Consider the following 22,147-nt stretch of genomic DNA (forward strand, 5'->3'; position numbering starts at 1 on the left):
CAGCGATGATCAAGCGTCTGTTGAGGGTCGTGCTTCGCCACGGTTGCTGCTCGGCGTGCACCGGTCAGGGCTGCGGCTGCTGCGACGCCTGCAAGTAGCTCACAGGTGGACACCCGGGATATGGGTGTTCGCGCGGCGGACGTCGGCGGCGAGGGCGGGTACCTCGATCACCCGGCGTCCGGCCGCCTCCAGCGTCTCGGCGCCGACGCAGTCGACGAACACCGATGGCTCGCGCCAGGCGAAAACGACGCGCGGGATGCCGGCGTCGAGGATGAGCTGGGTGCAGCTTCGCGGATGTGACGTCCGCGAGCTGCACGGCTCCAGTGACGTGTACATCGTCGCCTCCGCCAGCCTCGGATCCCCTGGTTCGAGTTTGGCGAGCGCGGCCTCTTCGGCATGGTTGGCGGGATCGCCGTCGCCCGAGAAACCGGTGGAGAGCACTTCGCCGTCGGCGGCGGTGATCACCGCGCCGACGCGGAAAGTGCGCGGCGGGCAGTTCTCCGCCAGCGCGATGGCCTCGCGCAGGTGCCGGATGTCCACATCGGACGGTTCCGGCGTCGCGTGGTACTCCATGACGGCGATGTCGCCCAGCCGCGTGGTTCCGGTCAGCGTCAGCCCGCGCGGGAACGCGCCCGGCCCGACGAACCGCGGCGCGCGTGTGTCGCCGACGAAGAACGGCGCGACGGCCAGATGCAGCTCGTCGACCAGGCCCTCGGTGAGGAACTGGGTGTGGATCGCGCCGCCGCCCTCGACCATGAGCCGCCGGATGCCGCGCGCATGGAGATCGGCCAGGATTTCTTTCAGACCGGACAGTTCGACGACGGTCGCCTTCACCCCCGTGACGACGCCGGGCGGCGCGTAGACCAGCTTCTCGGTGTCGCCGACAGTGAAGAACTGTGCCGCCGGATCGAGTGACCCGCTCCGCGTGAGGGTGACCTTGACCGGCTGTTCCGGACGTCCTTCCGCGACCCTTTTCGCGACGAGCTCCGGCGAGCGGACCAGCAACCGCGGGTTGTCCGCCCGCACCGTGTTCGCGCCGACGAGGATCGCGTCCGACGCGGCGCGCAGCCCGTCCACCCTGGCCCAATCGTCCTGGTTCGACAGCACCAGCCGGGTGTCGCTCGCGTCGTCGAGATAGCCGTCGAGCGAGACCGCGGCGGAGAGCAGGACATGAGGGCGTTCGATCACGCTCGCCAGTATGCCCCTCGCGGGTCTTTGGGACAGGCCGTGTCTCGGGCGGCGGGGCTTTGTGGCGGGTCGTTCGGTGCCGGAAATCGGCAATGGATGGGCGGGGATCCGGGGCGCCGGTGTCGCGTCGGGGTCGACGCGCTGGTGCCGTTGCCGGAATTCGGCGACGGTTGCCTGGGGGATCCGGGGAACGTCTCTCGATGTCATGTGATCGAAGTCGGCACCTGCGTTGTTGCCGAAATCCGGCAACGCGAGACACCCGCCTCCAAGGGCAGCGCTCAAGAAATCCCCTCTGCGCACTCCTGACCGCTGTCAGGCGAACATCGCCAAGCGCACACATCCCGGATTTCCCTCACCAGCTGCCATTGCCGAATATCGACGACGGCGGTGGCAGCCGCATGATCCAGAACCGAACCAGCTTCACGCTGCCGTCGCCCTCGACCTCCTCACGGTTGCCGCGGCCGGGACCGGCATCGCCCGCCGACCACTCCGTCGCCACGAAACGGCAACCGCCCCACTCCACGCCGAAAATCGATCGCCACCCGGCCCCCCAAGAGCTACCCTGCCACGGTGATCTTCTGAGACGAACCTGCGCCCTCATCCACCTCCTTCGCAGGGAGTCTCATGTCTTCTTCCTTGACGCTTTCCGACGTCACCTTCACCTGGCCCGACGGCGCCCCGGCGTTCGACCGCCTTTCGCTCACCCTCGGCACCGGCCGCACCGGCCTGGTCGGCACCAACGGATCCGGCAAGTCCACGCTGCTCAGGCTGCTCGCCGGCGAGCTGCGGCCCACGACGGGTTCCATCACCGCACCGGGTGAGCTCGGCTACCTGCCGCAGAACCTCGTCCTCGACACCGGCCGCCGCGTCGACGACGTGCTCGGTGTCACCGCGATCCGCGCAGCGATCAGGGCCGTCGAGGACGGTTCCGCCAGCGAAGAGCACTTCGCCACCATCGGCGACAACTGGGACGTCGAGGAACGCATCCGCGCGATCCTCGACCGGCTCGGTCTGGAAGCCGTCCGCCTGGACCGGCGGGCGGGCGAATTGTCCGGCGGCGAACTCACGTTGCTCGGGCTGGCCGCCCTGTTGCTGCGCCGTCCCGCCGCGTTGCTGCTCGACGAGCCCACGAACAACCTCGACCTGCGGGCCCGTGAACTCGTGCACCGCGAGGTCGCGGGCTGGGGCGGGATCCTCGTCGTGGTCTCGCACGATCGCGAACTGCTGCGGCTTGTCGACCGGATCGCCGAGGTCCGCGACCACGAGGTCACCTTGTACGGCGGCAACCTCGCGGACTACGAACACGCCGTCGAGGTCGCGCAGGAGGCCGCCCGGCGGCATGTGCGCGCGGCGGAGTCGGACGTCAAACGGCAGAAGCGGGAGCTGGTCGAGGCCGGGATCAAACTCGCCCGGCGGGCCCGCTACGGCCAGCAGATGTGGGACCGGAAACGCGAACCCAAGGTGCGGATGCGCAAACGCCAGGAGGACGCGCAGATCGCCGCGGGCAAGTACCGGAACCTGCACACCGACCGGCTGGAAGGCGCCGTCGAGGCCCTGAAGGCCGCCGAGGAACTGGTGCGGGAGGACGCCGAGATCCGCGTCGAGCTGCCGGAGACGACCGTCGCCCGCGGCACGGACGTGCTCCGCGTCGACGCCGTGCCCCGGTTCGGCCCGGCGGTGGACCTGCACGTCATGGGACCCGAGCGGATCGCGCTCACCGGCCCGAACGGTTCGGGGAAGACCACCCTGCTGCGGACGATCGCCGGCGAGCTGCCGCCGAAGTCGGGCGAGGTGGGGCTGTTCGTCCCCGCGAGGCTGCTCCCCCAGCGGATCGACGTGCTGGACGACACGCTGTCCATTGTGGACAATGTGCGACTGGTCGCGCCGTCGCTCACGGACAACGAGATCCGCGCGAGGCTGGCCCGGTTCCTGTTCCGGGGCAAGACGGCCGACCGTGAGGTGGCGTCGCTGTCCGGCGGGGAACGGTTCCGGGCGGCGCTGGCGACGTTGCTGCTGACCGAGCCCACGCCGCGGCTCCTGCTGCTCGACGAGCCGACGAACAACCTCGACCTGGCCAGCGTGCGGCGGCTCACCGAGGCACTGCTCGCCTACCGGGGCACGCTCATCGTGGCGAGCCACGACCGGCCGTTCCTGGCCGACATCGGCATCACCCGCTGGCTCCCCCTCCGCGATTAGTCCTCTGGATGCGGTAGTTGCACACGCAAGTACCGCATCCAGAGGACGAAACGCGAGGGTGGGTCAGGCGTCGAAGTCCACGGTGACGGCATCGGAGACGGGCACCGACTGGCAGGTGAGGACGAAACCGGCGTCGACTTCGGCCTTCTCCAGCGCGAAGTTGCGCCGCATGTCCACCTTGCCGTCGCAGATCTTCGCCCGGCAGGTGCCGCACACGCCCCCCTTGCAGGCGAACGGCAGATCCGGGCGGAACTTCTGCGCGCCGTCGAGCACCGAAGTCCCGCGCGGCAGCGTCATCGTCGTCGACCGGCCGTCGAGGACCAGCGTGACCTCGCTGGACGCCCCCACGACGGCCGGGTCGACGTGATGCACCGGCTCCGGCGGAGTGTCCACATAGAACAGTTCCTGATGCACGCGTTCGTCGGCGACGTCCAGCGAGCGCAGGAGTTCCTGCGCGCCGGTCACCATCTCGAACGGCCCGCACAGCCACCAGTGCGCGACGTCCTCGACCGGGATCAGCACGGAGCACAGCCGCCGCAGCTTCTCCACGTCGAGCCGCCCGGTGAACAGTTCGGCCTCGCGCGGCTCACGGGAGAGCACGTGGACGAGTTCGAGCCGCGCGGGGTGACGGTCCTTCAGATCCGCGAGGTCGTCGGCGAACATGACGGTGTCCGTACGGCGGTTGCCGTAGAGCACGGTCACCGTCGCGTCGGAGTCGCTCAGCAGCGAAGACGCGATCGACAACACCGGCGTGATCCCGGATCCGGCCGCGATCAGCACGTGATGCCCGGCGGCTTCGAGGTCGGGGCTGAAGTTTCCGGTCGGCGGCGCGACCTCGATCTCGTCGCCGGGTTTCACGTCGCGCACGAGCCACGACGAGAACAGCCCGCCCGGCACCTCACGGACGCCGACCCGCGGCGCCGCGCCGGCGGGCGCGCAGATCGAGTACGACCGGCGCTCGTCGCGGCCGTCGATCTCGCGGCGCAGGGTCAGCGACTGCCCCGCCTTGAAGCGGAAGGTGTCCGCGAGGTCTTCGGGCACGTCGAAGGTCACCGCGACGGCGTCGTCGCACAAACGCTGGACGTCGGACACCGTGAGGGTGTGGAAGCCCGTGCGGCGCAGGGTGGCGGTCACGCTAGATCTCCTTGACGTGTTCGAACGGTTCGAGGCAGAACCGGCAGCGGCGCAAGGCCTTGCACGCCGTCGCGCTGAACCGGGACTGCTCCTCGGTGTCCGCGGAACCACAGTTCGGGCAGCGGACCGACGACACCGCCGGGCTCAGCGTGAGCGGGATCGGCCCGGTCCGCCGCGGCGCGGCCCCCGGCGGCGCGATCCCGGCCTCGGCCAGTTTCCGCTTGCCGTCCTCGGTGATCCAGTCGGTGGACCAAGCGGGCTGGAGCACCGTGCGGACTTCGACCTCGCCGTACCCCGCGCCGGTCAGCGCGTGCACGAGGTCGTCGCGCATGGTGTCCATCGCCGGACAGCCGGTGTAGGTCGGGGTGATCGCGACGACCACCCGGCCGTCCTCTTCGGACACTTCACGCAGCACGCCGAGGTCCGCGAGCGTCAGCATCGGCAGTTCCGGGTCGGTGACCGTGGCCGCCACGGCGTACGCGGTCACCATGTCGCGTCCGGATGTTCCCTGGCGACACTCTGCAGCGTCGCCAGCAGGAAGCCCATCCGCTCGGTGTGCACGCCGTCGCGGCCCATCCGGCCGGAAACCCCGGCGATGGCACCGATTTCGGGACGCTTCAGCGTCGCGACGGCCAGCACCTGGTCCAGGATCGCGTCGAACTCCGGCCGCAGCGACGGCGACTCGACGAACTCGGCCTCGTGCGCCGCGAAAAGCTCGTCCACGTACGGCCAGACCGCGTCGAGGCCCTCCTGCATCCGCGTGTGGGACAACTCGGTGCCGTCGCCGAGGCGCACAGCCCACTGGGCGGCGTAGTCGCGGTGGTACGCGACTTCCTTGACACCCTTTTCCGCGATGGCCGCGAGCACGGGGTCCACAGAGGACTGAAGCTGCTGCAGCAAAGCGAGCCGCCAGATCGAGAACACCAGCAGCCGCGCGATCAGGTGTCCGAAGTGCCCGCCTTCGAGTTCGGCGAGGCGGACGTTGCGGTACTCCTGCTCGCTCCGGAAGAAGGCGTACGAATCCTCCGAACGCTCGCTGCCGTCGGCCTTGCCCGCGCGGGCCAGCAGCAGCCGCGCCTGCCCGAGCAGGTCGAGGGCGATGTTCGCGATCGCGACCTCGTCCTCGAGTTCGGGCGCGTTCGTGCACCACTCCTGCAGCCGGTGCGAGAAGATCAGCGCGTCGTCGCCGAGCATCAGGCAGTAGGCCGCCAGCCGCGCACCGTCCACACCGGACGGAATCGTGGTGTCCACACCGGACAGCGGATCCTCGAACCCGGTGCCGAAGGCCCAGCGGGAGTCGTTCTCCTCGGTGATCGCCTCATAGGCGTTGTCGAAGCTCATGTCAGATGTGGGGGACGTTGTCGGGGATTTCGTAGAACGTCGGGTGCCGGTACACCTTGTCGCCGCTGGGCGCGAAGAACGGGTCCTTCTCGTCCGGCGAGGACGCGGTGATGTCCGACGCGCGCACGACCCAGATCGACACGCCCTCGTTGCGGCGGGTGTACAGATCCCGCGCGTGGTGCAACGCCATGTCGTCGTCCGCCGCGTGCAGCGAACCCACGTGCACGTGGTTCAGCCCGCGCTTGCCCCGGACGAACACCTCGTACAACGGCCAGTCGTGTTTCATCACGAACCCTTCTTCGCTGCGTGCGCCGAGGCGGCTTCCCGCACCCACGCGCCGTCTTCCTGGGCCCGCCGCCGGTGCGCGACGCGCTGGGCGTTGCAGGGGCCGTTGCCCTTCAACACGTTCTTGAACTCGTCCCAGTCGACGGCGCCGAAGTCGTAGTGCCCGCGTTCGGCGTTCCACTTCAGGTCCGGGTCCGGGAAGGTGACGCCCAGCGCCTCGGCCTGCGGGATGGACATGTCGACAAAGCGCTGGCGCAGCTCGTCGTTCGTGTGCCGCTTGACCTTCCACGCCATCGACTGCGCGGTGTTCGGTGAATCCGCGTCCGGCGGGCCGAACATCATCAGCGACGGCCACCACCAGCGGTTCACCGCCTCCTGCACCATCTCGCGCTGTTTCTCGGTGCCGCGCATCATGGTCATCAGCAGTTCGAAACCCTGCCGCTGGTGGAAGGACTCCTCCTTGCAGATGCGGATCATGGCGCGCGCGTACGGCCCGTACGAGCTGCGGCACAACGGGACCTGGTTGCAGATCGCCGCGCCGTCCACCAGCCAGCCGATCACGCCGACGTCGGCGAAGGTCAGCGTCGGGTAGTTGAAGATCGACGAGTACTTCTGCTTGCCGTTGATCAGCTTGTCGGTCAAATCCGCGCGATCGGCGCCGAGCGTGGCGGCCGCGGAGTACAGGTACAGCCCGTGCCCGGCCTCGTCCTGCACCTTCGCGAGCAAGATCGCCTTGCGCCGCAAGGAAGGCGCGCGGGTGATCCAGTTCCCTTCCGGCTGCATGCCGATGATCTCCGAATGCGCGTGCTGCGCGATCTGCCTGATCATCGTCTTGCGGTAGCCCTCGGGCACCCAGTCACGCGGTTCGATGCGCTGATCGCGCTCGATCGTCGCCTCGAAATGCCGTTCGAGGTCTTCTTCCGGCAACGTCGCGGTCATGACTGCTCCTTCGCCACCAGGGTGAGCACGTCGTACTTGGCGACCGAGTCGCCGTCGGCGTTGGTGACGTCCGCGTCCCAGCGGACCTCGCCGTACTCCTGGTCGATGCGCGGGGTGATCTGCTTGGCGGTCAAGGTCACGGTCAGCGAGTCACCGACCTTGACCGGGGTGAGGAACCGCAGGTTCTCCAGGCCGTAGTTCGCCAGCACCGGGCCGGGCTCCGGCGAGACGAACAGGCCGGCGGCGAACGAGACCACGAGGTACCCGTGCGCCACGATCCCGCCGAACAGCGGGTTCGCCGCCGCGGCCTCGGGATCGGTGTGGGCGTAGAAGGTGTCACCGGTGAATTCGGCGAAGTGGTCGACGTCCTCCTGGGTGACCGTGCGCGGACCGGCGACCACGGAGTCGCCGATCTTGAGCTCCGCCAAGGACTTCCGGAACGGGTGGACATCGCCTTCGGTACGCGGCGCGCCGGCGACCCAGCGGCCGGTGACCGTGCTCAGCACCTTCGGGCTGCCCTGGACCGCCGTGCGCTGCATGTGGTGCAGCACGCCGCGGACACCGCCCATCTCCTCGCCGCCACCGGCGCGGCCGGGGCCACCGTGCACCAGCTGCGGCATCGGCGAACCGTGGCCGGTGGACTCCTTGGCGTCTTCGGCGTCCAGCACCAGCAGACGGCCGTGGTACGGCGCGACGCCGAGGACGACCTCGCGCACGAACTCCTGGTCCGCCGAGACGACGGAACCCACGAGGCTGCCGCCGCCGCGTGCGGCGAGCTCGATGACCTGTTCGGTCGACGTGTAGGGCAGCAGCGTCGACACCGGGCCGAACGCCTCGACCTCGTGCGGCTCGGAACGCTCCGGGTCGGCCTTCAGCAGGACCGGCGAGATGAACGCGCCGCGTTCGGCGTCCGCGCCGACGACCTCGACCTGCTCCGGGTCGCCGAAGACGACCGTGCCGACGTCCAGCAGCGCCTTGAGCGACCGCCGGACCTCCTCACGCTGCTCCAGGCTGGCCAGGGCGCCCATCCGCACACCTTCGGCGGTGGGGTTGCCGACGGTGGTCTTCGCCAGCCGCGCGCTCGCGGCCTCGGCGACGTCGTCCAGCAGGTCGGCGGGCACGAAGGCGCGGCGGATGGCGGTGCACTTCTGCCCGGCCTTGACCGTCATCTCGGTGGTCAGCTGCTTGACGAAGAGATCGAATTCGGTGGTGCCGGGTTTGGCGTCCGGGCCGAGGATCGAGAGGTTCAGCGAGTCGGCCTCGGCGTTGAACCGGACCGAGTTGCGCACGATCGCGGGGTGCGCGCGCAGTTTCTGCGCCGTCGAGGCGGAGCCGGTGAACGACACCAGGTCCTGCGCGGTGACGTGGTCGAGCAGGTCGCCGACGCTGCCCGCGACGAACTGCAGTGCGCCCTCGGGCAGGATGCCGGATTCGATGATGATCTCGACGAGCCGCGCGGTGAGGTACGCGGTCTGGCTGGCAGGTTTGATCAGGCTCGGCACCCCGGCGAGGAACGCGGGCGCGAACTTCTCCAGCGGGCCCCAGACGGGGAAGTTGAAGGCGTTGATCTGGACGGCGACCCCGCGCAGGGGGACGGCGATGTGCTGGGCGACGAAGGTGCCGCCCTTGCTCAGCGGCTCGACGTTGCCGTCGACGTAGACGGTGTCGTTCGGCAGTTCGCGCTTGCCCTTGCTGGAGTAGGCGAACAGGACGCCGATGCCGCCGTCGATGTCGACCATCGAGTCACCCTTGGTCGCGCCGGTGCGCGCCGAGAGCGCGTACAGCTCCTCGCGGTGTTCACGCAGGTGGGAGGCCAGCGCCTTCAGCAGCGCGGCACGCTGGTGGAAGGTCAGCTCACGCAGGGCGGGGCCGCCGACGCGGCGGCCGTAGTCGAGCGCGGCGGCGAAGTCGATGCCGTCGGACGAGACCCGGGCGACCTCCTCGCCAGTGGAGGCGTCGTGCAGCGGTACTCCGTCACTTTCCGCCGTGTGCCACCCGCCGGAGACGTAGCTGCGCAGCAATGCCATGGGGCCGACCCTTCGATGGTGGGATTAACAGACCGTCCGTTCAGTAATTCACTGTAGCTCGTGACCCGGGTCTTGCAAACCCCCCGACGGCGGTGGACCCTTGACATCTGCCCGAAAGCGCGCCTTTACTTGCGGCACCCTTTAACAACCGTCCATTCGGTCAGTAACCAGGTGGTCAGGCTTGACTAGCAACGCCGCGCACACGATGTTCGCCGACGACCAGGCGTCGAAGGCGCTGGGCATCGAGCTGATCGAGGCCGCCGAAGGCCACGCCGTCGCCACCATGCGGATCACCGAGACGATGGTCAACGGCCACGACATCGCCCACGGCGGCTACGTCTTCCTGCTGGCCGACACGACCTTCGCCTGCGCTTGCAACAGCCACGGACCGGTGACCGTCGCGGCCGGCGCGGAAATCTCCTTCGTCGCGGCGGGCAAACTCGGCGACCACCTCATCGCCACCGCCACCGAACGGACGCGTTACGGCCGCAACGGCATCTACGACGTCACCGTGCACCGGGAGACCCCCGACGGGCCGGAGGTCGTCGCCGAATTCCGCGGCCGCAGCCGCACCATCCAGAAGGCGTGACGATGACTTTCAGCGACGAAGCCGAAAACCTCACCATCGACGAACTCCAGGCGCTGCAACTGAAGCGCCTCCGGTGGACGCTGCGGCACGCGTACGACAACGTGCCCTTCTACACGCGGAAGTTCGACGAGGCGGGCGTTCACCCGGACGACTGCAAGGCGCTGGAAGACCTGGCGAAGTTCCCGTTCACCACCAAACAGGATCTGCGCGACAACTATCCGTTCGGCATGTTCGCCGTGCCGGAGTCGCAGGTCAGCCGGATCCACGCGTCCAGCGGCACCACCGGGAAACCGACCGTCGTCGGCTACACGTCCGAAGACATCGACACCTGGGCGACAGTGATGGCTCGCTCGATCCGCGCCGCGGGCGGGCGGCCGGGCGACAAGGTCCACGTCGCCTACGGCTACGGCCTGTTCACCGGCGGGCTCGGCGCGCACTACGGCGCCGAAAAGCTCGGCTGCACGGTGATCCCCGCGTCCGGCGGCATGACCGCGCGGCAGGTGCAGATCATCACCGATTTCAAACCCGAGATCATCATGGTCACCCCGTCGTACATGCTGACGCTGCTCGACGAGTTCGAGCGGCAGGGCATCGACCCGCAGACGAGTTCGCTCAAGGTCGGCATCTTCGGCGCCGAGCCGTGGACCGAGCAGATGCGCACGGAGATCGAGGAACGCGTCGGCATCGACGCCGTCGACATCTACGGCCTGTCCGAGGTGATGGGCCCCGGCGTCGCGCAGGAATGCGTCGAGACCAAGGACGGGCTGCACATCTGGGAGGACCACTTCTTCCCCGAGGTGATCGACCCGTTCACCGAGAAACCGACCGACGCCGAGGGTGAGCTGCTGTTCACCTCGCTCACCAAGCAGGCGCTGCCGATCATCCGGTACCGCACGCGCGACCTGACCAGGCTGCTGCCGGGCACCGCGCGGCCGGCGTACCGGCGGATGGAAAAGGTGACCGGGCGTAGCGATGACATGATCATCCTGCGTGGCGTCAACGTCTTCCCCACGCAGATCGAGGAAGTCGTGCTGGTGACCCCCGCGCTCGCGCCGCATTTCCAGCTGATCCGGTCCACGAAGGGCCGGATGGACCACCTGACCGTCCGCGTCGAAGCGCGTCCGGACGCGACCGCCGAGCAGCGCGCCGAGGCCGCCGCCCGGCTGATCGCCGGCGTGAAGGACGGGGTCGGCGTGAGCGTCGGCGTCGAGGTCGTCGACCCGGACACGCTGGAACGTTCGCTGGGCAAGATGCGCCGCGTCCTCGACGAACGGGACCGCGCTTGAGCACCCCCGCCCGCCGGGGGCGCCCCGGGTACGACCTCGAGTCGCTGCTGCAGGTCGCGGTGAAGCTGTTCAACGAGCGCGGCTACGACGGCACCAGCATGGAGGACCTCTCCCGCAAGCTCGGCATCACGAAATCCGCGATCTACCACCACGTGCCGAGCAAGGAGGAGCTGCTGCGGCTCGCCGTCGACCGCGCGCTGAACGGCCTGTTCGCCGTCGCCGCCGAGACGGAATCCTTCGAGGGCAAGGCGATCGAGAAGCTGGAGCATCTGGTGCGGGGCAGCGTCCTGGTGCTGGTCGACCAGCTGCCGTTCGTCACCCTGCTGCTGCGGGTGCGCGGCAACACCAAAATCGAACGGGCGGCGCTCGCGCGGCGGCGCGAATTCGACCGGCTCGTCACGGAACTGGTGAAACAGGCCGAAACCGAGGGCGACGTGCGGCCGGACATCGATCCCGCGGTCACCGCGCGCCTGCTGTACGGCATGGTGAACTCGCTGATCGAGTGGTACCGGCCGCGCCGGGGCTCCGCCGGGACCGAACTCGCGGACGCGGTGTGCAAGATCGCCTTCGACGGCCTGCGGACCCAATAGCCGTAACTCGCGTGATTGAAGGCGGATCTCGCGTGATTGGGGCCGTTCCGTCTCCAATCACGCGAGTCACGGCTCCAATCACGCGTGATCAGGATTTTGGCGGCCGCCGAGCCTGCCAGACCAGCGCATCGCGCAGCTGCTGGATGAGCTGTTCGTCGTCGGCCTCCGACGGATCCACCCCGAGCGGGATCCAGCGTTCGCAGACCTCGGCGCCGTTCTCGAAACTCGTGATCACGATCCCCGCGTACGAGACGGCTTCCTCCCCGATGTCACCTTGGATCCGGACGTCACGATGCTGCAGCCGGACACTGACCCACCGCCCGGCGCGGCGAACCGGATCGCGTTCAGCACTGGCCATTCGTCCCTACCCATGACGTCCGGTCCCCCCGCCCCGAACGTCGCCGGGCGGGCCCCTGGGGTTACCGGCGGGTTGTTCCGAATGGATAACGGCAGGCGGCCACGTGAAACGGTTACGCTCGGCCCATGAGCACCGATCCGGAAGCCCGGCGGCGCCGCCTCGAACCGGCCGCCCGGCGCGCCGAGATCCTGACCGCGGCCCGGCGGCTGTTCGGCGAGGGCACGTACGCCTCGGTTTCGACCTCGGACATCGCAAAGGCCGCCGGGGTGGCCCGGCCGCTGATCAACCACTACTTCGGCGGCAAACGCGAGCTGTACCTGGAAGTCGTCCGGCAGATGATGATCGTCCCGGCGCCGGTGATCGAGAACCTGCCGGAGACGACCGCCGAGGAGCGGCTCGCGATCGGCGTCCGGCACTGGATCGAGGTCGTCGAGCGCAACGAGCAGGCCTGGCTGACGGCGATCGGCCCGGAGGCGGTGGGCCGCGACCCGGAGATCGAGCGGATCATGCTGGAGGGTGACGAGATCGCCGCCGATCGCGTGCTCGCGGCCGCCTTGATGAGCGACGTCACCGAGGGTCGTGAAGAACTCCGCGCGATGATCCGGTCGTACGGCGGGATGCTGCGCGCGGCGTCACGCGAATGGCTGATCCGCGGCACGCTCGGCCGGGAGGAGCTGCGGGTGTTCCTCACCGAGTCGATCCTGCACCTGCTGCGGGTCACCTACCCGGCCGTGCTCGCAACGCGTTCCGCCGGGCGTAGGCCGCCGGCGTCATCCCCTTCCAGCGTTTGAAGGCGTAGATGAAACTCGACGCCTCCGCGTAGCCCAGCCGCAGCGCGACGTCCTCCACGGTGAGCGCGCCGGTGTCCAGCATCTCCTCCGCCAGCGCCTGGCGGACCTCGTCGAGCAGGGCCCGGTAGCCGGTCCCGGCCTCGAACAGCCGTCGCCGCAGGGTCCGGGGGCTGAGCGCGAGCTGCCGCGCGACCTCCTCCATACCCGCGTCGACACCGCCGAGCCGCACCAGTCTTTCCCGGACCTGCTGGGCGATCCCGGACCGCTCCCGTTTCCGCGACACCAGCAGCTCGCATTGCGCGGCGCAGACCGCGACCGTCTGGTCGTTGGCCTGCGGCAGCGGTTTGTCGAGCAGGAGCGGGTCCAGGGTGGCGACCTGCGACGGCGCGGAGAACGACGGCACCAGCCCGAAGGTCCGCACGTATTCGTCCACAGTGGATGGACGCTCGTGCCGGAAGGCCAAGGAGCGCAAGGAGATGTCCGGCAGGATGTCGCGCATGACGGTGTGGATGGCGCCGAGGTCGCGCAGCAGCAGGAAGCGGGCGACGTCGCCGGGCACGCGGCTGTCGTCCATGGCGAGCGCGAGCCGTCCCGCCTCGACGGTCACGTGCGGGATGCAGAACGTGAAGCTCAGGTCCAGATAGCGCAGGGCGAAGCGCATCGCGTCCCCCAGCGTCGGGCTGCTGATGCACGCGAACCCGAAGATGCCGAACGCGCTGACGCGGTACCGCCTGCTCAGCCGCAGCGCGACGGCGTCCTCGCCGCCGAGCCCGCGGACCAGGGCCCGGACCACCGCGAGTTCCTGACGCGCGTCGACCTGGCCGTCCACTGGGGCGTGTTCGTAGGACTCCAGCCCCTCGACACCGTTTTCGGCGGCGAAGCGGGCCATGAGCACGATGCTCGCCGTGCCGCGCGGGTAGTCCCAGTCCCGGATCACCGGCGGCGGTAGTTCCATGGCCGGGATTATGGATCCCCTGGCGACGATCGGCCCATTGAGGACCATAACTGTCCTTGATCCCCTTTAGGGTGAGCGGCATGTCCGACACGTTGAGCAGGCGCGCGCTGAACCGCGCCATGCTGGACCGGCAGTTGCTGCTCCGGCGTTCGAAGATGACCGCGCTCGAAGCGGTCGAGCATCTGGCCGGGCTGCAGGCACAGGCGCCGAACCCGCCGTACTTCGCGCTGTGGACCCGGCTGCACGGCTTCCGCCAGGAAGACCTGGCGAGCCTCCTGCTGAACAAGAGCGTCGTGCGGATCGCGCTCATGCGCGGCACGGTGCACCTGGTCACGCCGTCGGACGCGCTCGCGTGGCGCCCCATCGTGCAGCCGCTCTACGACCGCTCGGTGCTCGGCAACACCCAGCACGGCCCCGACATCAAAGGCCTCGACCACCAGGAGATCGCCCGCACCGCCCGCAAGCTGCTGGGTGAGCGGCCGCTTTCGTCGGCAGGCCTCGGCGCGGAACTGGCGAAGCACTGGGAAGGCGTCGCGCCGTCGTCGCTGGTACACGTCGCGCGGGCGCTGCTGCCGCTGGTGCAGATCCCGCCGCGCGGCGTCTGGGGCAAGTCCGGGCAGCCGACGTACCAGACCACCGGGGACTGGCTGGGCGCCGAACCGGACACGGCGCCGTCGCCGGAAGCGATGTTCCGGCGCTATCTGGCCGCGTTCGGGCCGGCCAGTGTGCAGGACGCGCAGGCTTGGGCCGGGATCACGAAACTCGGCGACGTCGCCGAGCGGCTGCGGCCGGAGCTGCGGACGTTCCGTGACGAGAACGGCCGCGAGCTCTTCGACCTGCCCGAGGCCTCGCGTCCGGATCCGGACACCCCCGCGCCCGCGCGGCTGCTGGGCCCGTTCGACCAGACCGTCCTGTCCTACGCCGACCGCACGCGGGTGATCAGCGACGAGCACCGCAAGGTCGTCATCACGCAGAACGGCCTGGTCAAGGGCACAATCCTGGTCGGCGGGATGGTGAAGGGCTTCTGGGAGATCAAGACGGTGAAGAAGGCGGCTTCGGTGGTGATCACGCCGTTCGAGCGCGTCCCGAAACGCGATCTGGACACCCTGGAGAGCTCCGCGCACCGCCTCCTGGCCTGGGCGCACCCGCAGGCGGAGACCCACTCGGTGCATTTAGTCCTCTGAATGCGGACGGGGGCGTGGCCGAAAATCTCGATTGAGTGGCCGCTCGTGTACTTCCACCAGGGGTGACCGCTGGGTAACTTCGATCGGCATGGGCGATACGAGCGTGCTGATCGTAGGGACGGGCTTCGGCGGGGTCGGGACGGCGATCGAGCTCAAACGCGCCGGCTTCGAGAACTTCACCATCCTGGAGAGCGCCGACGAACCCGGTGGCGTCTGGCGGGAGAACACGTATCCCGGCGCGGGCTGCGACATCCCGTCGCCGCTGTACTCGTTCTCCTACGAGCCCAATCCCGACTGGCCGAAGCGGTTCTCGCTGCAACCGGACATCCACGAGTACCTCAAACGCGTGGTGCGCCGCTACGGACTCGAACCGCACATCCGGTTCGGCGTCCGCGTCACCTCCGCGGCCTTCGACGAGGAACGCGGGCTCTGGCGGGTGGAGACCGCGGGCGGCGAGACGTACGAAGCGAACGTCTTCGTCCCCGCCGTCGGCCAGCTCTCGCGACCCGTCCAGCCGGACATCCCCGGCCAGGAGACCTTCGAAGGCACCAGCTTCCACTCCGCGCACTGGGATCACGACGTCGATCTGCGCGGCAAGAAGGTCGCGGTGATCGGCACCGGCGCGAGCGCCATCCAGTTCGTGCCCGAACTCCAGCGCCAGGCGGGCGAACTGACCGTCTTCCAGCGCACCGCGCCCTACATCATGGCGAAACGGGACACCGCTTACCGGCGCTGGCAGCAGCGACTGTTCCGGCACCTGCCCGCGACGCAGCTGATCGGCAGGCTCCGGATCTTCCTGCTCGCCGAATACGCGACCTACGCGATGACGAAGCATCCGTTGCTGGCCAAGGTCTTCGAGCTGCGGACGGCCCAGCTGCGCCGCCGTCACATCAAGGATCCGGCGCTGCGCGAGAAACTCACCCCGGACTACCCGCTGGGCTGCAAACGGATCCTGTTCACCAACGAGTACCTGCCCGCGCTGGCGCAGCACAACGTCGCCGTGGAGACGCGGCGTATCAGCGCGATCACCCCGTCCGGCGTGCTCACCGAGGACGGCGTCGAGCACGAGGCGGACGTCATCGTCTACGGGACCGGTTTCGCGGCGACCGACTTCCTCGGCGAGCTGAAGGTGGAAGGCCTCGGCGGAAAAGCGTTGTCGGACGCGTGGAAGGGCGGCGCGCGGGCGTACCTCGGCATGACCGTGCCGGGTTTCCCGAACCTGTTCTGCGTCTACGGCCCCAACACGAACCTCGGCGCGGGCTCCATCATCTACATGATCGAACGGCAGGCCCGCTACATCCGCCAGGCCGTCGAACACCTCGCGAAACCCGAAGTGTCCTATATGGACGTCGTCCCGGAGGTCGAGCAACGGTACGACGAGGAGATCCAGCGACGGCTGGGCAAGAGCGTCTGGACGACCTGCGCCAGCTGGTACCGCCAGGAGAACGGGCGCGTGAGCACGAACTGGCCCGGTCTGGTCACCGAATACGACCGCCGGACGAAGACGCTCGACCTCGGCGACTACCGGACGGCGGGACCGCGATGAACTACGACGTGCTGGTGATCGGCTCCGGTTTCGGCGGCAGCGTGACCGCGTTGCGGCTCACCGAGAAGGGCTATCGCGTAGGCGTGCTGGAGACCGGCCGCCGCTTCGCCGACGACGAGTTCGCGAAGACCTCGTGGCGGCTGCGGAAGTACCTGTGGGCCCCGAAACTGGGCTGCTACGGCATCCAGCGGCTCACGCTGCTGAAGAACACGTTCGTGCTGAGCGGAGCGGGTGTCGGCGGCGGCTCGCTCGTCTACGCGAACACGCTCTACGAGCCCCCGGACACCTTCTATCGGGATCCGCAGTGGGCGCACATCACCGACTGGAAGGCCGAACTCGCCCCGCATTACGACCAGGCGAAACGGATGCTGGGCGTGGTCGAGAACCCGCTGGTCACCCCGGCCGACCGCGTGCTGCGCGAAGTCGCCGAGGACATGGGGATCGCGGACACCTACCGGCCGACCCCGGTCGGCGTCCACTTCGGCGCGCGCGACGTCGACCCGTTCTTCGGCGGCGAAGGCCCGCTGCGGAAGCCGTGCACGCACTGCGGCGAGTGCATGACCGGCTGCCGGGTCGGCGCGAAGAACACGACCGTCAAGAACTACCTGTACCTGGCGGAGAAGGCGGGCGCGGAGGTCCATCCGCTGACCACCGCGGTGTCGGTCCGGCCGATCGACGGCGGCTACGCGGTCGACACCGTCCGGACAGGACGGTGGGCCCACAAGGGTAAGCGGGCCTTCACCGCCGGGCAGGTCGTGTTCGCCGCCGCTTCCCTGGGCACGCAACGGCTTCTGCACTCGCTCAAGGATTCGGGCACCCTGCCGGAGCTGTCGCCGCGGTTGGGCCTGCTCGCCAGGACGAATTCCGAGGCTGTGCTCGCCGCGCGCTCGCTGCGCGACGACACGGACTTCACTCGCGGCGTCGCGATCACGTCGTCGATCCACCCCGACGCCGTCACGCATGTCGAACCGGTGCGTTACGGCAAGGGCAGCAACGCCATGGGGCTGCTCGCGACGGTGCTCGTGGACGCCGAGCCGGGCAAACGCCGGTGGGCGCTGGGCGTCCGCGAGCTGTGGCGGCACCGGCGGAACCTGGTGCGGCTGCACAACCCGCGACGCTGGTCGGAACGGATGGTCGGACTGCTGGTGATGCAGACGCTGAACAATTCCGTGACCACGTATACGAAACGCGGGCTCTTCGGCCGCCGGATGACCACGAAACAAGGCATCGGCGACCCGAACCCCGAGTGGATCCCGGCCGGGCACGAGGTCACGCGGCGGGTGGCGGACAAGATCGGCGGGCTGGCGCAGGGCGCGTGGACGGATCTGGCGAACATCCCGGTCACCGGCCATTTCATCGGCGGCTGCGCGATCGGCGACAGCGCCGAGACCGGCGTCGTCGATCCGTACCAGCGGGTGCACGGGTATCCGGGACTGCACATCGCCGACGGTTCGGCGATCTCGGCGAACCTCGGCGTGAACCCGTCGCTGACCATCACCGCGCAGGCGGAACGCGCGATGTCGTTGTGGCCCAACAAAGGCGAGGACGACCCGCGGCCGCCGCTCGGCTCCGCCTACCGGCGCCTGTCCCCCGTCGCGCCGCTGAAGCCCGTCGTCCCTCCGGAGGCCCCGGCGGCCCTGCGCCTGCCCCTCACGCCGCTCTAGCCCCCGCGTTTCGTCCTCTGGATGCGGTAGTTCGCCCTGCCAACTACCGCATCCAGAGGACGAAACGCGTGAAGTGGAAAGGGCGGAGCACCGTCGCCCGCGCGACGACGGTGCCCCGCCCCGGTCTAGCGGACCATCACGGGAGGCCGGCCAGGCCCGCGCTCACCGTGTTCGACCACGCGTAGCCCTGCGAGGCGTCCCAGTTGATCGACCAGGTCATCGCGCCCCGGATCGCCGGGTACGTCGTCGAGGGCTTGAACGAGCCGCAGTTCGTGCCCTTCGCCAGGCAGTTCAGCGCGCTGACCGTGTTGCCGGGCGCCTGGTAGCCGCCACCCGCGGCGGAACCGGAGGCGGGCAGGCCGAGCCCGACCTGGTCGGCCCGCAGGCCGCTCTGCAGCTGGATGCAGGCCAGCGCGGTGAGGAAGTCGACCGTGCCCTGCGAGTAGACCTTCTGGTCGCAGCCGAGCATCGTGCCGCTGTTGTAGTACTGCATGTTGACGATGGTCAGGATGTCCTTGACGTTCAGCGCCAGCTTGAAGTATTCCGCCGCCGGGCTCTGCATGTCGATCGTCTGCGGCGCCATGGTGATGACGGTGCCGCCCGCGGCGTGGATGCTGCGCAGCGCCTGCGCCATGTAGGTCGCGTTGACGCCGTTCTCGAGGTCGATGTCGACGCCGTCGAAGCCGTAGGTCGCGATGAGCGACTTCATGCTGTTGGAGAAGTTCGTCGCCGCGGCCGAGGAGTCGACGCGGATCGTGCCCTTCTCGCCGCCGACGGACAGGATGACCTTCTGCCCGCGCGCCTGCGCCGTCTTGATGTCGGCCTTGAACTGCGCGTCGGTGTAGCCGCCGAGCTGGCTCGACAGACCGGAGTCGAGGGTGAAGGTGACCGCGCCCGGCGTGGCCGTCGCGTCGGCGAAGGACACCGCGATGATGTTGTACTTCGTCGGCACGTCGGCGAGCTTGAGTGCCTTCGCGCCGTTGTAGAAGTTCTGCCAGTAGCCGGTGATCACGTGCTTCGGCAGGTTCCCGGTCGGCGGGGTGCTCGTCGTGGTCGTCGGCGGGTTCGACGTCGTGGTCGTCGGGCTCGTGGACGTCGTCGGCGTGGTCGGCGTCGTGGTGGGCGAGCCGCCGGGGCCGTCGAGGTTCACGTCGTCGGCGAAGTACGCGGGCTGGCCGTACCAGCCGTGCAGGTAGATCTCGACGCTGGTGGTGGACGCGCCGGTGGTGAAGCTCAGCGAGAGCTGCGACCAGCTGCCGCCGCCAGGCGTCCAGGTGTTCTTGTCCCCCGTCCCGGTGCCGGTGACACCGAGGTAGGTGTAGCTGCCCTGCACCCACGCCGAAAGCGTGTACGCGGTGTTGGCCTTGACCGGCACGCTCTGCGAGCAGCGGGCGTTGTCCTGTCCGGCCGGGGTGGCGCTGAGCGCGCGGCTTCCCGAGTGGACCGGCGTGGTGACCACGGAGGACGTGCCGGAGCAGGTCCAGCCGCTCGTGGTCCCGAGTTCGAAGCCCGGGTTGGTCAGGATGTTGGCGGCCGAGGCGTTGCCCGAGACCGCGAAAGTCACCCCCAGGCACACGGCCAGTGACGACAGCAGGGCGAGGAACGCGTGTTTCGGCTTCACTTTCACTACTGGCCTCCACGAACGGGTGATGTCGGCCACATCAAAATGGTACAGACCAATACAACTGTCAAGGGTTCGGTTAGGGGAGGCCATACGAAAGTCGGCTCGGCGCGAGCGGCAGAATGCAGGGTCCGAGAGCACCCGAGGGCGGATTCAGGAGCGTGGGAGTGAGCGTGCAGGGCCTGCAGACAGTCGAGCAGAAGATCGCCGAAGAACTCGGCGTGCGCGAGGGGCAGGTCAAGGCGGCCGTCGACCTGCTGGACGGCGGATCGACCGTGCCGTTCATCGCCCGGTACCGCAAAGAGGTCACCGGGATGCTGGACGACACCCAGCTCCGCACGCTCGAAGAGCGCCTCCGCTACCTGCGGGAACTCGGCGAGCGCAAGGTCGCGGTGCTGGAGTCGATCCGCAGCCAGGGCAAGCTGGACGAGGCGCTCGAAGCGTCGATCATGGCGGCCGACACCAAGTCCCGTCTCGAGGACATCTACCTGCCGTACAAGCCCAAGCGGCGGACGAAGGCGATGATCGCCCGCGAGGCCGGTCTGGAGCCGCTCGCCGACGGGCTGCTGAGCGACCCGAACACCGACCCGCAGGCCGCCGCCGCGGTGTTCGTCGACGCCGACAAGGGTGTCGCGGACGCGCAGGCCGCCTTGGACGGTGCCCGCGCGATCCTCGTCGAGCGCTTCGCCGAAGACGCCGACCTGATCGGCGAGCTGCGCGAGAAGATGTGGGCGGAAGGCCGCCTGGCCTCGAAGGTCCGCGACGGCAAGGCCGAAGAGGGCGCGAAGTTCTCCGACTACTTCGAGTTCTCCGAGCCCTACACGAAGCTCCCCTCGCACCGGATCCTCGCGATGCTCCGCGGCGAGAAGGAAGAGATCCTCGACCTCACGATGGAGTCGGAGGAGCCCTCCGAAGAACCGCGCACGGGGCCGACCGAGTACGAGAACCGCATCGCCCACAAGTTCGGCATCTCGAACGAGGGCCGCCCGGCCGACAAGTGGCTCGGCGACACCGTCCGCTGGGCGTGGCGGACGAAGATCCTGCTGCACCTGGGGATCGACCTGCGGATGCGGCTGCGCCAGTCGGCCGAGGACGACGCCGTCCGCGTGTTCGCCGCGAACCTGCGCGACCTGCTGCTCGCCGCCCCGGCGGGCACCCGCGCCACGATGGGCCTCGACCCTGGCTTCCGCACCGGCGTCAAGGTCGCCGTCGTCGACGCGACCGGCAAGGTCGTCGGCACCCACGTGATCTACCCGCACCAGCCCGCGAACAAATGGGACCAGTCCATCGCCGAACTCGCCGCGCTGTGCGCCCGGCACAAGGTGGACCTGATCTCGATCGGCAACGGCACCGCGTCGCGCGAGACCGACAAGCTCGCCGGCGAACTGATCAAGAAGCACCCGGAACTGAAGCTGACGAAGGCCGTCGTCTCGGAGGCCGGCGCGTCGGTCTACTCGGCGTCGGCGTTCGCTTCGCAGGAGCTGCCGGGCATGGACGTCTCGCTGCGCGGCGCGGTCTCGATCGCGCGGCGGCTGCAGGACCCGCTGGCGGAACTGGTGAAGATCGACCCGAAGTCGATCGGCGTCGGGCAGTACCAGCACGACCTGTCGGAGATCTCGCTGTCGCGGTCACTCGACGCGGTGGTCGAAGACTGTGTGAACGCCGTCGGCGTGGACGTCAACACCGCGTCGGCGCCGCTGCTGACCCGCGTTTCGGGCATCACGACGACGCTGGCGGAGAACATCGTCGCGCACCGCGACGAGAACGGGCCGTTCAAGACCCGCAGCGGGCTCAAGGAGGTCGCGCGGCTGGGCCCGAAGGCCTTCGAGCAGTGCGCGGGCTTCCTCCGGATCCCGGACGGCGACGACCCGCTCGACTCGTCCTCGGTGCACCCCGAAGCGTATCCGGTGGTGCGGCGGATCCTGTCGTCCACCGGCACCGACATCCGCGCGCTGATCGGCAACACGCGGACGCTGCAGGCGCTGAAGCCGTCGGAGTTCGTCGACGACACCTTCGGTCTCCCGACGGTGACCGACATCCTCGCCGAACTCGACAAGCCGGGCCGCGACCCGCGTCCGGCGTTCAAGACCGCGACGTTCGCCGACGGCGTCGAGAAGATCGGCGACCTCAAGCCGGGGATGCGGCTGGAAGGCGTCGTGACGAACGTGGCCGCGTTCGGCGCGTTCATCGACGTCGGCGTGCACCAGGACGGGCTCGCGCACGTCTCCGCGCTGTCGAAGAACTTCGTCAAGGACCCGCGTGAGGTCGTGAAGCCGGGCGATATCGTCAAGGTGAAGGTGCTGGAGGTCGACGTGCCGCGCAAGCGGATCTCGCTGACCCTGCGCCTGGACGACGAACCCGGCAAGCCCGCTCGCGAGCAGGGCGGCGGCGGTCGTGACCGCGGCCAGGGCGGCGGTCAGCGTCAAGGCGGCCAGCGCGGCGGCCAGGGCGGC

General features: G+C 69.0%; 20 protein-coding genes. 9 read left to right on the top strand and 11 right to left on the bottom strand.

Annotated features, from left to right (window positions below; all coding sequences use genetic code 11):
• Window positions 1-99 precede the first annotated feature (99 nt).
• On the bottom strand, window positions 100-1,188 hold the full coding sequence (locus ACSMFO_RS29005; RefSeq protein ID WP_436461225.1) for a dihydrofolate reductase family protein: 1,089 nt from the start codon (window positions 1,186-1,188) through the stop codon (window positions 100-102).
• Window positions 1,189-1,540: 352 nt separating this feature from the next.
• Window positions 1,541-1,687 (bottom strand): hypothetical protein, encoded by a 147-nt coding sequence (locus ACSMFO_RS29010; protein WP_436461226.1) that lies wholly within the window; start codon window positions 1,685-1,687, stop codon window positions 1,541-1,543.
• Window positions 1,688-1,812: 125 nt separating this feature from the next.
• Here ACSMFO_RS29010 and ACSMFO_RS29015 point away from each other — a divergent pair, with 125 nt between their 5' ends.
• Complete coding sequence (locus ACSMFO_RS29015; protein ID WP_436461227.1) at window positions 1,813-3,384, top strand: ABC-F family ATP-binding cassette domain-containing protein; 1,572 nt, start codon at window positions 1,813-1,815, stop codon at window positions 3,382-3,384.
• 63 nt (window positions 3,385-3,447) lie between these two features.
• On the opposite strand, the gene paaE is transcribed toward ACSMFO_RS29015, so the two are convergent.
• Genes paaE through paaZ form a run of 6 tightly spaced genes read right to left on the bottom strand, consistent with a single transcriptional unit; the run spans window position 3,448 to window position 9,110 of the window.
• Window positions 3,448-4,518 carry a 1,2-phenylacetyl-CoA epoxidase subunit PaaE gene (paaE, locus tag ACSMFO_RS29020; protein WP_436461228.1) on the bottom strand — a complete coding sequence of 357 codons (1,071 nt, stop codon included), beginning with the start codon at window positions 4,516-4,518 and terminating at the stop codon, window positions 3,448-3,450.
• A 1-nt stretch (window position 4,519) separates the two neighbouring features.
• Window positions 4,520-5,008 carry a 1,2-phenylacetyl-CoA epoxidase subunit PaaD gene (gene paaD / locus ACSMFO_RS29025; protein WP_037346628.1) on the bottom strand — a complete coding sequence of 163 codons (489 nt, stop codon included), beginning with the start codon at window positions 5,006-5,008 and terminating at the stop codon, window positions 4,520-4,522.
• Window positions 5,002-5,859 (bottom strand): 1,2-phenylacetyl-CoA epoxidase subunit PaaC, encoded by an 858-nt coding sequence (gene paaC, locus ACSMFO_RS29030; protein WP_436461229.1) that lies wholly within the window; start codon window positions 5,857-5,859, stop codon window positions 5,002-5,004. Before paaC ends, paaD begins: the two co-directional genes overlap by 7 nt.
• Before the next feature lies 1 nt (window position 5,860).
• Entirely contained in the window at window positions 5,861-6,145 is a 285-nt protein-coding gene (paaB, locus tag ACSMFO_RS29035) for a 1,2-phenylacetyl-CoA epoxidase subunit PaaB (RefSeq protein ID WP_037346994.1), read from the bottom strand.
• Entirely contained in the window at window positions 6,145-7,083 is a 939-nt protein-coding gene (gene paaA, locus ACSMFO_RS29040) for a 1,2-phenylacetyl-CoA epoxidase subunit PaaA (protein WP_038517888.1), read from the bottom strand. The genes paaB and paaA overlap by 1 nt, the downstream gene beginning before the upstream one ends.
• Window positions 7,080-9,110, bottom strand: a complete 2,031-nt coding sequence (gene paaZ / locus ACSMFO_RS29045) for a phenylacetic acid degradation bifunctional protein PaaZ (RefSeq protein ID WP_436461230.1) — start codon at window positions 9,108-9,110, stop codon at window positions 7,080-7,082. Before paaZ ends, paaA begins: the two co-directional genes overlap by 4 nt.
• Window positions 9,111-9,315: 205 nt before the next feature.
• Here paaZ and paaI point away from each other — a divergent pair, with 205 nt between their 5' ends.
• From paaI to ACSMFO_RS29060, 3 genes are read left to right on the top strand one after another with little or no spacing between them, the layout of a single operon-like run.
• Window positions 9,316-9,699 (top strand): hydroxyphenylacetyl-CoA thioesterase PaaI, encoded by a 384-nt coding sequence (paaI, locus tag ACSMFO_RS29050; protein ID WP_038517894.1) that lies wholly within the window; start codon window positions 9,316-9,318, stop codon window positions 9,697-9,699.
• A gap of 2 nt (window positions 9,700-9,701) precedes the next feature.
• Window positions 9,702-10,985, top strand: a complete 1,284-nt coding sequence (gene paaK, locus ACSMFO_RS29055; RefSeq protein ID WP_394363219.1) for a phenylacetate--CoA ligase PaaK — start codon at window positions 9,702-9,704, stop codon at window positions 10,983-10,985.
• Window positions 10,982-11,575: a TetR/AcrR family transcriptional regulator gene (locus ACSMFO_RS29060; protein ID WP_034323145.1), complete on the top strand. Its 594-nt coding sequence runs from the start codon at window positions 10,982-10,984 to the stop codon at window positions 11,573-11,575. The genes paaK and ACSMFO_RS29060 overlap by 4 nt, the downstream gene beginning before the upstream one ends.
• Before the next feature lie 88 nt (window positions 11,576-11,663).
• On the opposite strand, the gene ACSMFO_RS29065 is transcribed toward ACSMFO_RS29060, so the two are convergent.
• On the bottom strand, window positions 11,664-11,933 hold the full coding sequence (locus ACSMFO_RS29065) for a hypothetical protein (RefSeq protein ID WP_436461231.1): 270 nt from the start codon (window positions 11,931-11,933) through the stop codon (window positions 11,664-11,666).
• A 125-nt stretch (window positions 11,934-12,058) separates the two neighbouring features.
• Between ACSMFO_RS29065 and ACSMFO_RS29070 the strand changes: the two genes are divergently transcribed.
• Window positions 12,059-12,724, top strand: coding sequence for a TetR/AcrR family transcriptional regulator (locus tag ACSMFO_RS29070; protein WP_436461232.1), 666 nt, complete (start codon window positions 12,059-12,061; stop codon window positions 12,722-12,724).
• Here the strand turns inward: ACSMFO_RS29070 and ACSMFO_RS29075 are convergent.
• Window positions 12,651-13,679, bottom strand: a complete 1,029-nt coding sequence (locus ACSMFO_RS29075) for an AraC family transcriptional regulator ligand-binding domain-containing protein (RefSeq protein WP_436461233.1) — start codon at window positions 13,677-13,679, stop codon at window positions 12,651-12,653. The genes ACSMFO_RS29070 and ACSMFO_RS29075 overlap by 74 nt on opposite strands.
• A gap of 80 nt (window positions 13,680-13,759) precedes the next feature.
• On the opposite strand from ACSMFO_RS29075, the gene ACSMFO_RS29080 reads away from it, so the two are divergent.
• The 3 genes from ACSMFO_RS29080 to ACSMFO_RS29090 all read left to right on the top strand — a co-directional run bounded on the left by ACSMFO_RS29080 (window position 13,760) and on the right by ACSMFO_RS29090 (window position 18,073).
• Window positions 13,760-14,863, top strand: coding sequence for a winged helix DNA-binding domain-containing protein (locus tag ACSMFO_RS29080; protein ID WP_436461234.1), 1,104 nt, complete (start codon window positions 13,760-13,762; stop codon window positions 14,861-14,863).
• Between the two features lie 88 nt (window positions 14,864-14,951).
• Window positions 14,952-16,409, top strand: a complete 1,458-nt coding sequence (locus tag ACSMFO_RS29085; protein WP_038517909.1) for a flavin-containing monooxygenase — start codon at window positions 14,952-14,954, stop codon at window positions 16,407-16,409.
• A complete protein-coding gene (locus ACSMFO_RS29090) occupies window positions 16,406-18,073 on the top strand; it encodes a GMC oxidoreductase (RefSeq protein ID WP_436461235.1) in 1,668 nt (555 codons plus the stop codon). The genes ACSMFO_RS29085 and ACSMFO_RS29090 overlap by 4 nt, the downstream gene beginning before the upstream one ends.
• 136 nt (window positions 18,074-18,209) lie before the next feature.
• Here the strand turns inward: ACSMFO_RS29090 and ACSMFO_RS29095 are convergent, their stop codons facing one another.
• A complete protein-coding gene (locus ACSMFO_RS29095) occupies window positions 18,210-19,700 on the bottom strand; it encodes a chitinase (RefSeq protein ID WP_038517914.1) in 1,491 nt (496 codons plus the stop codon).
• Between the two features lie 161 nt (window positions 19,701-19,861).
• On the opposite strand from ACSMFO_RS29095, the gene ACSMFO_RS29100 reads away from it, so the two are divergent.
• A partial coding sequence (locus ACSMFO_RS29100) for a Tex family protein (protein ID WP_436461236.1) occupies window positions 19,862-22,147 on the top strand: 2,286 nt, incomplete at its 3' end.

It is taken from the genome of Amycolatopsis sp. w19, from assembly GCF_051373225.1.
Taxonomy (GTDB): Bacteria; Actinomycetota; Actinomycetes; order Mycobacteriales; family Pseudonocardiaceae; genus Amycolatopsis; species Amycolatopsis japonica.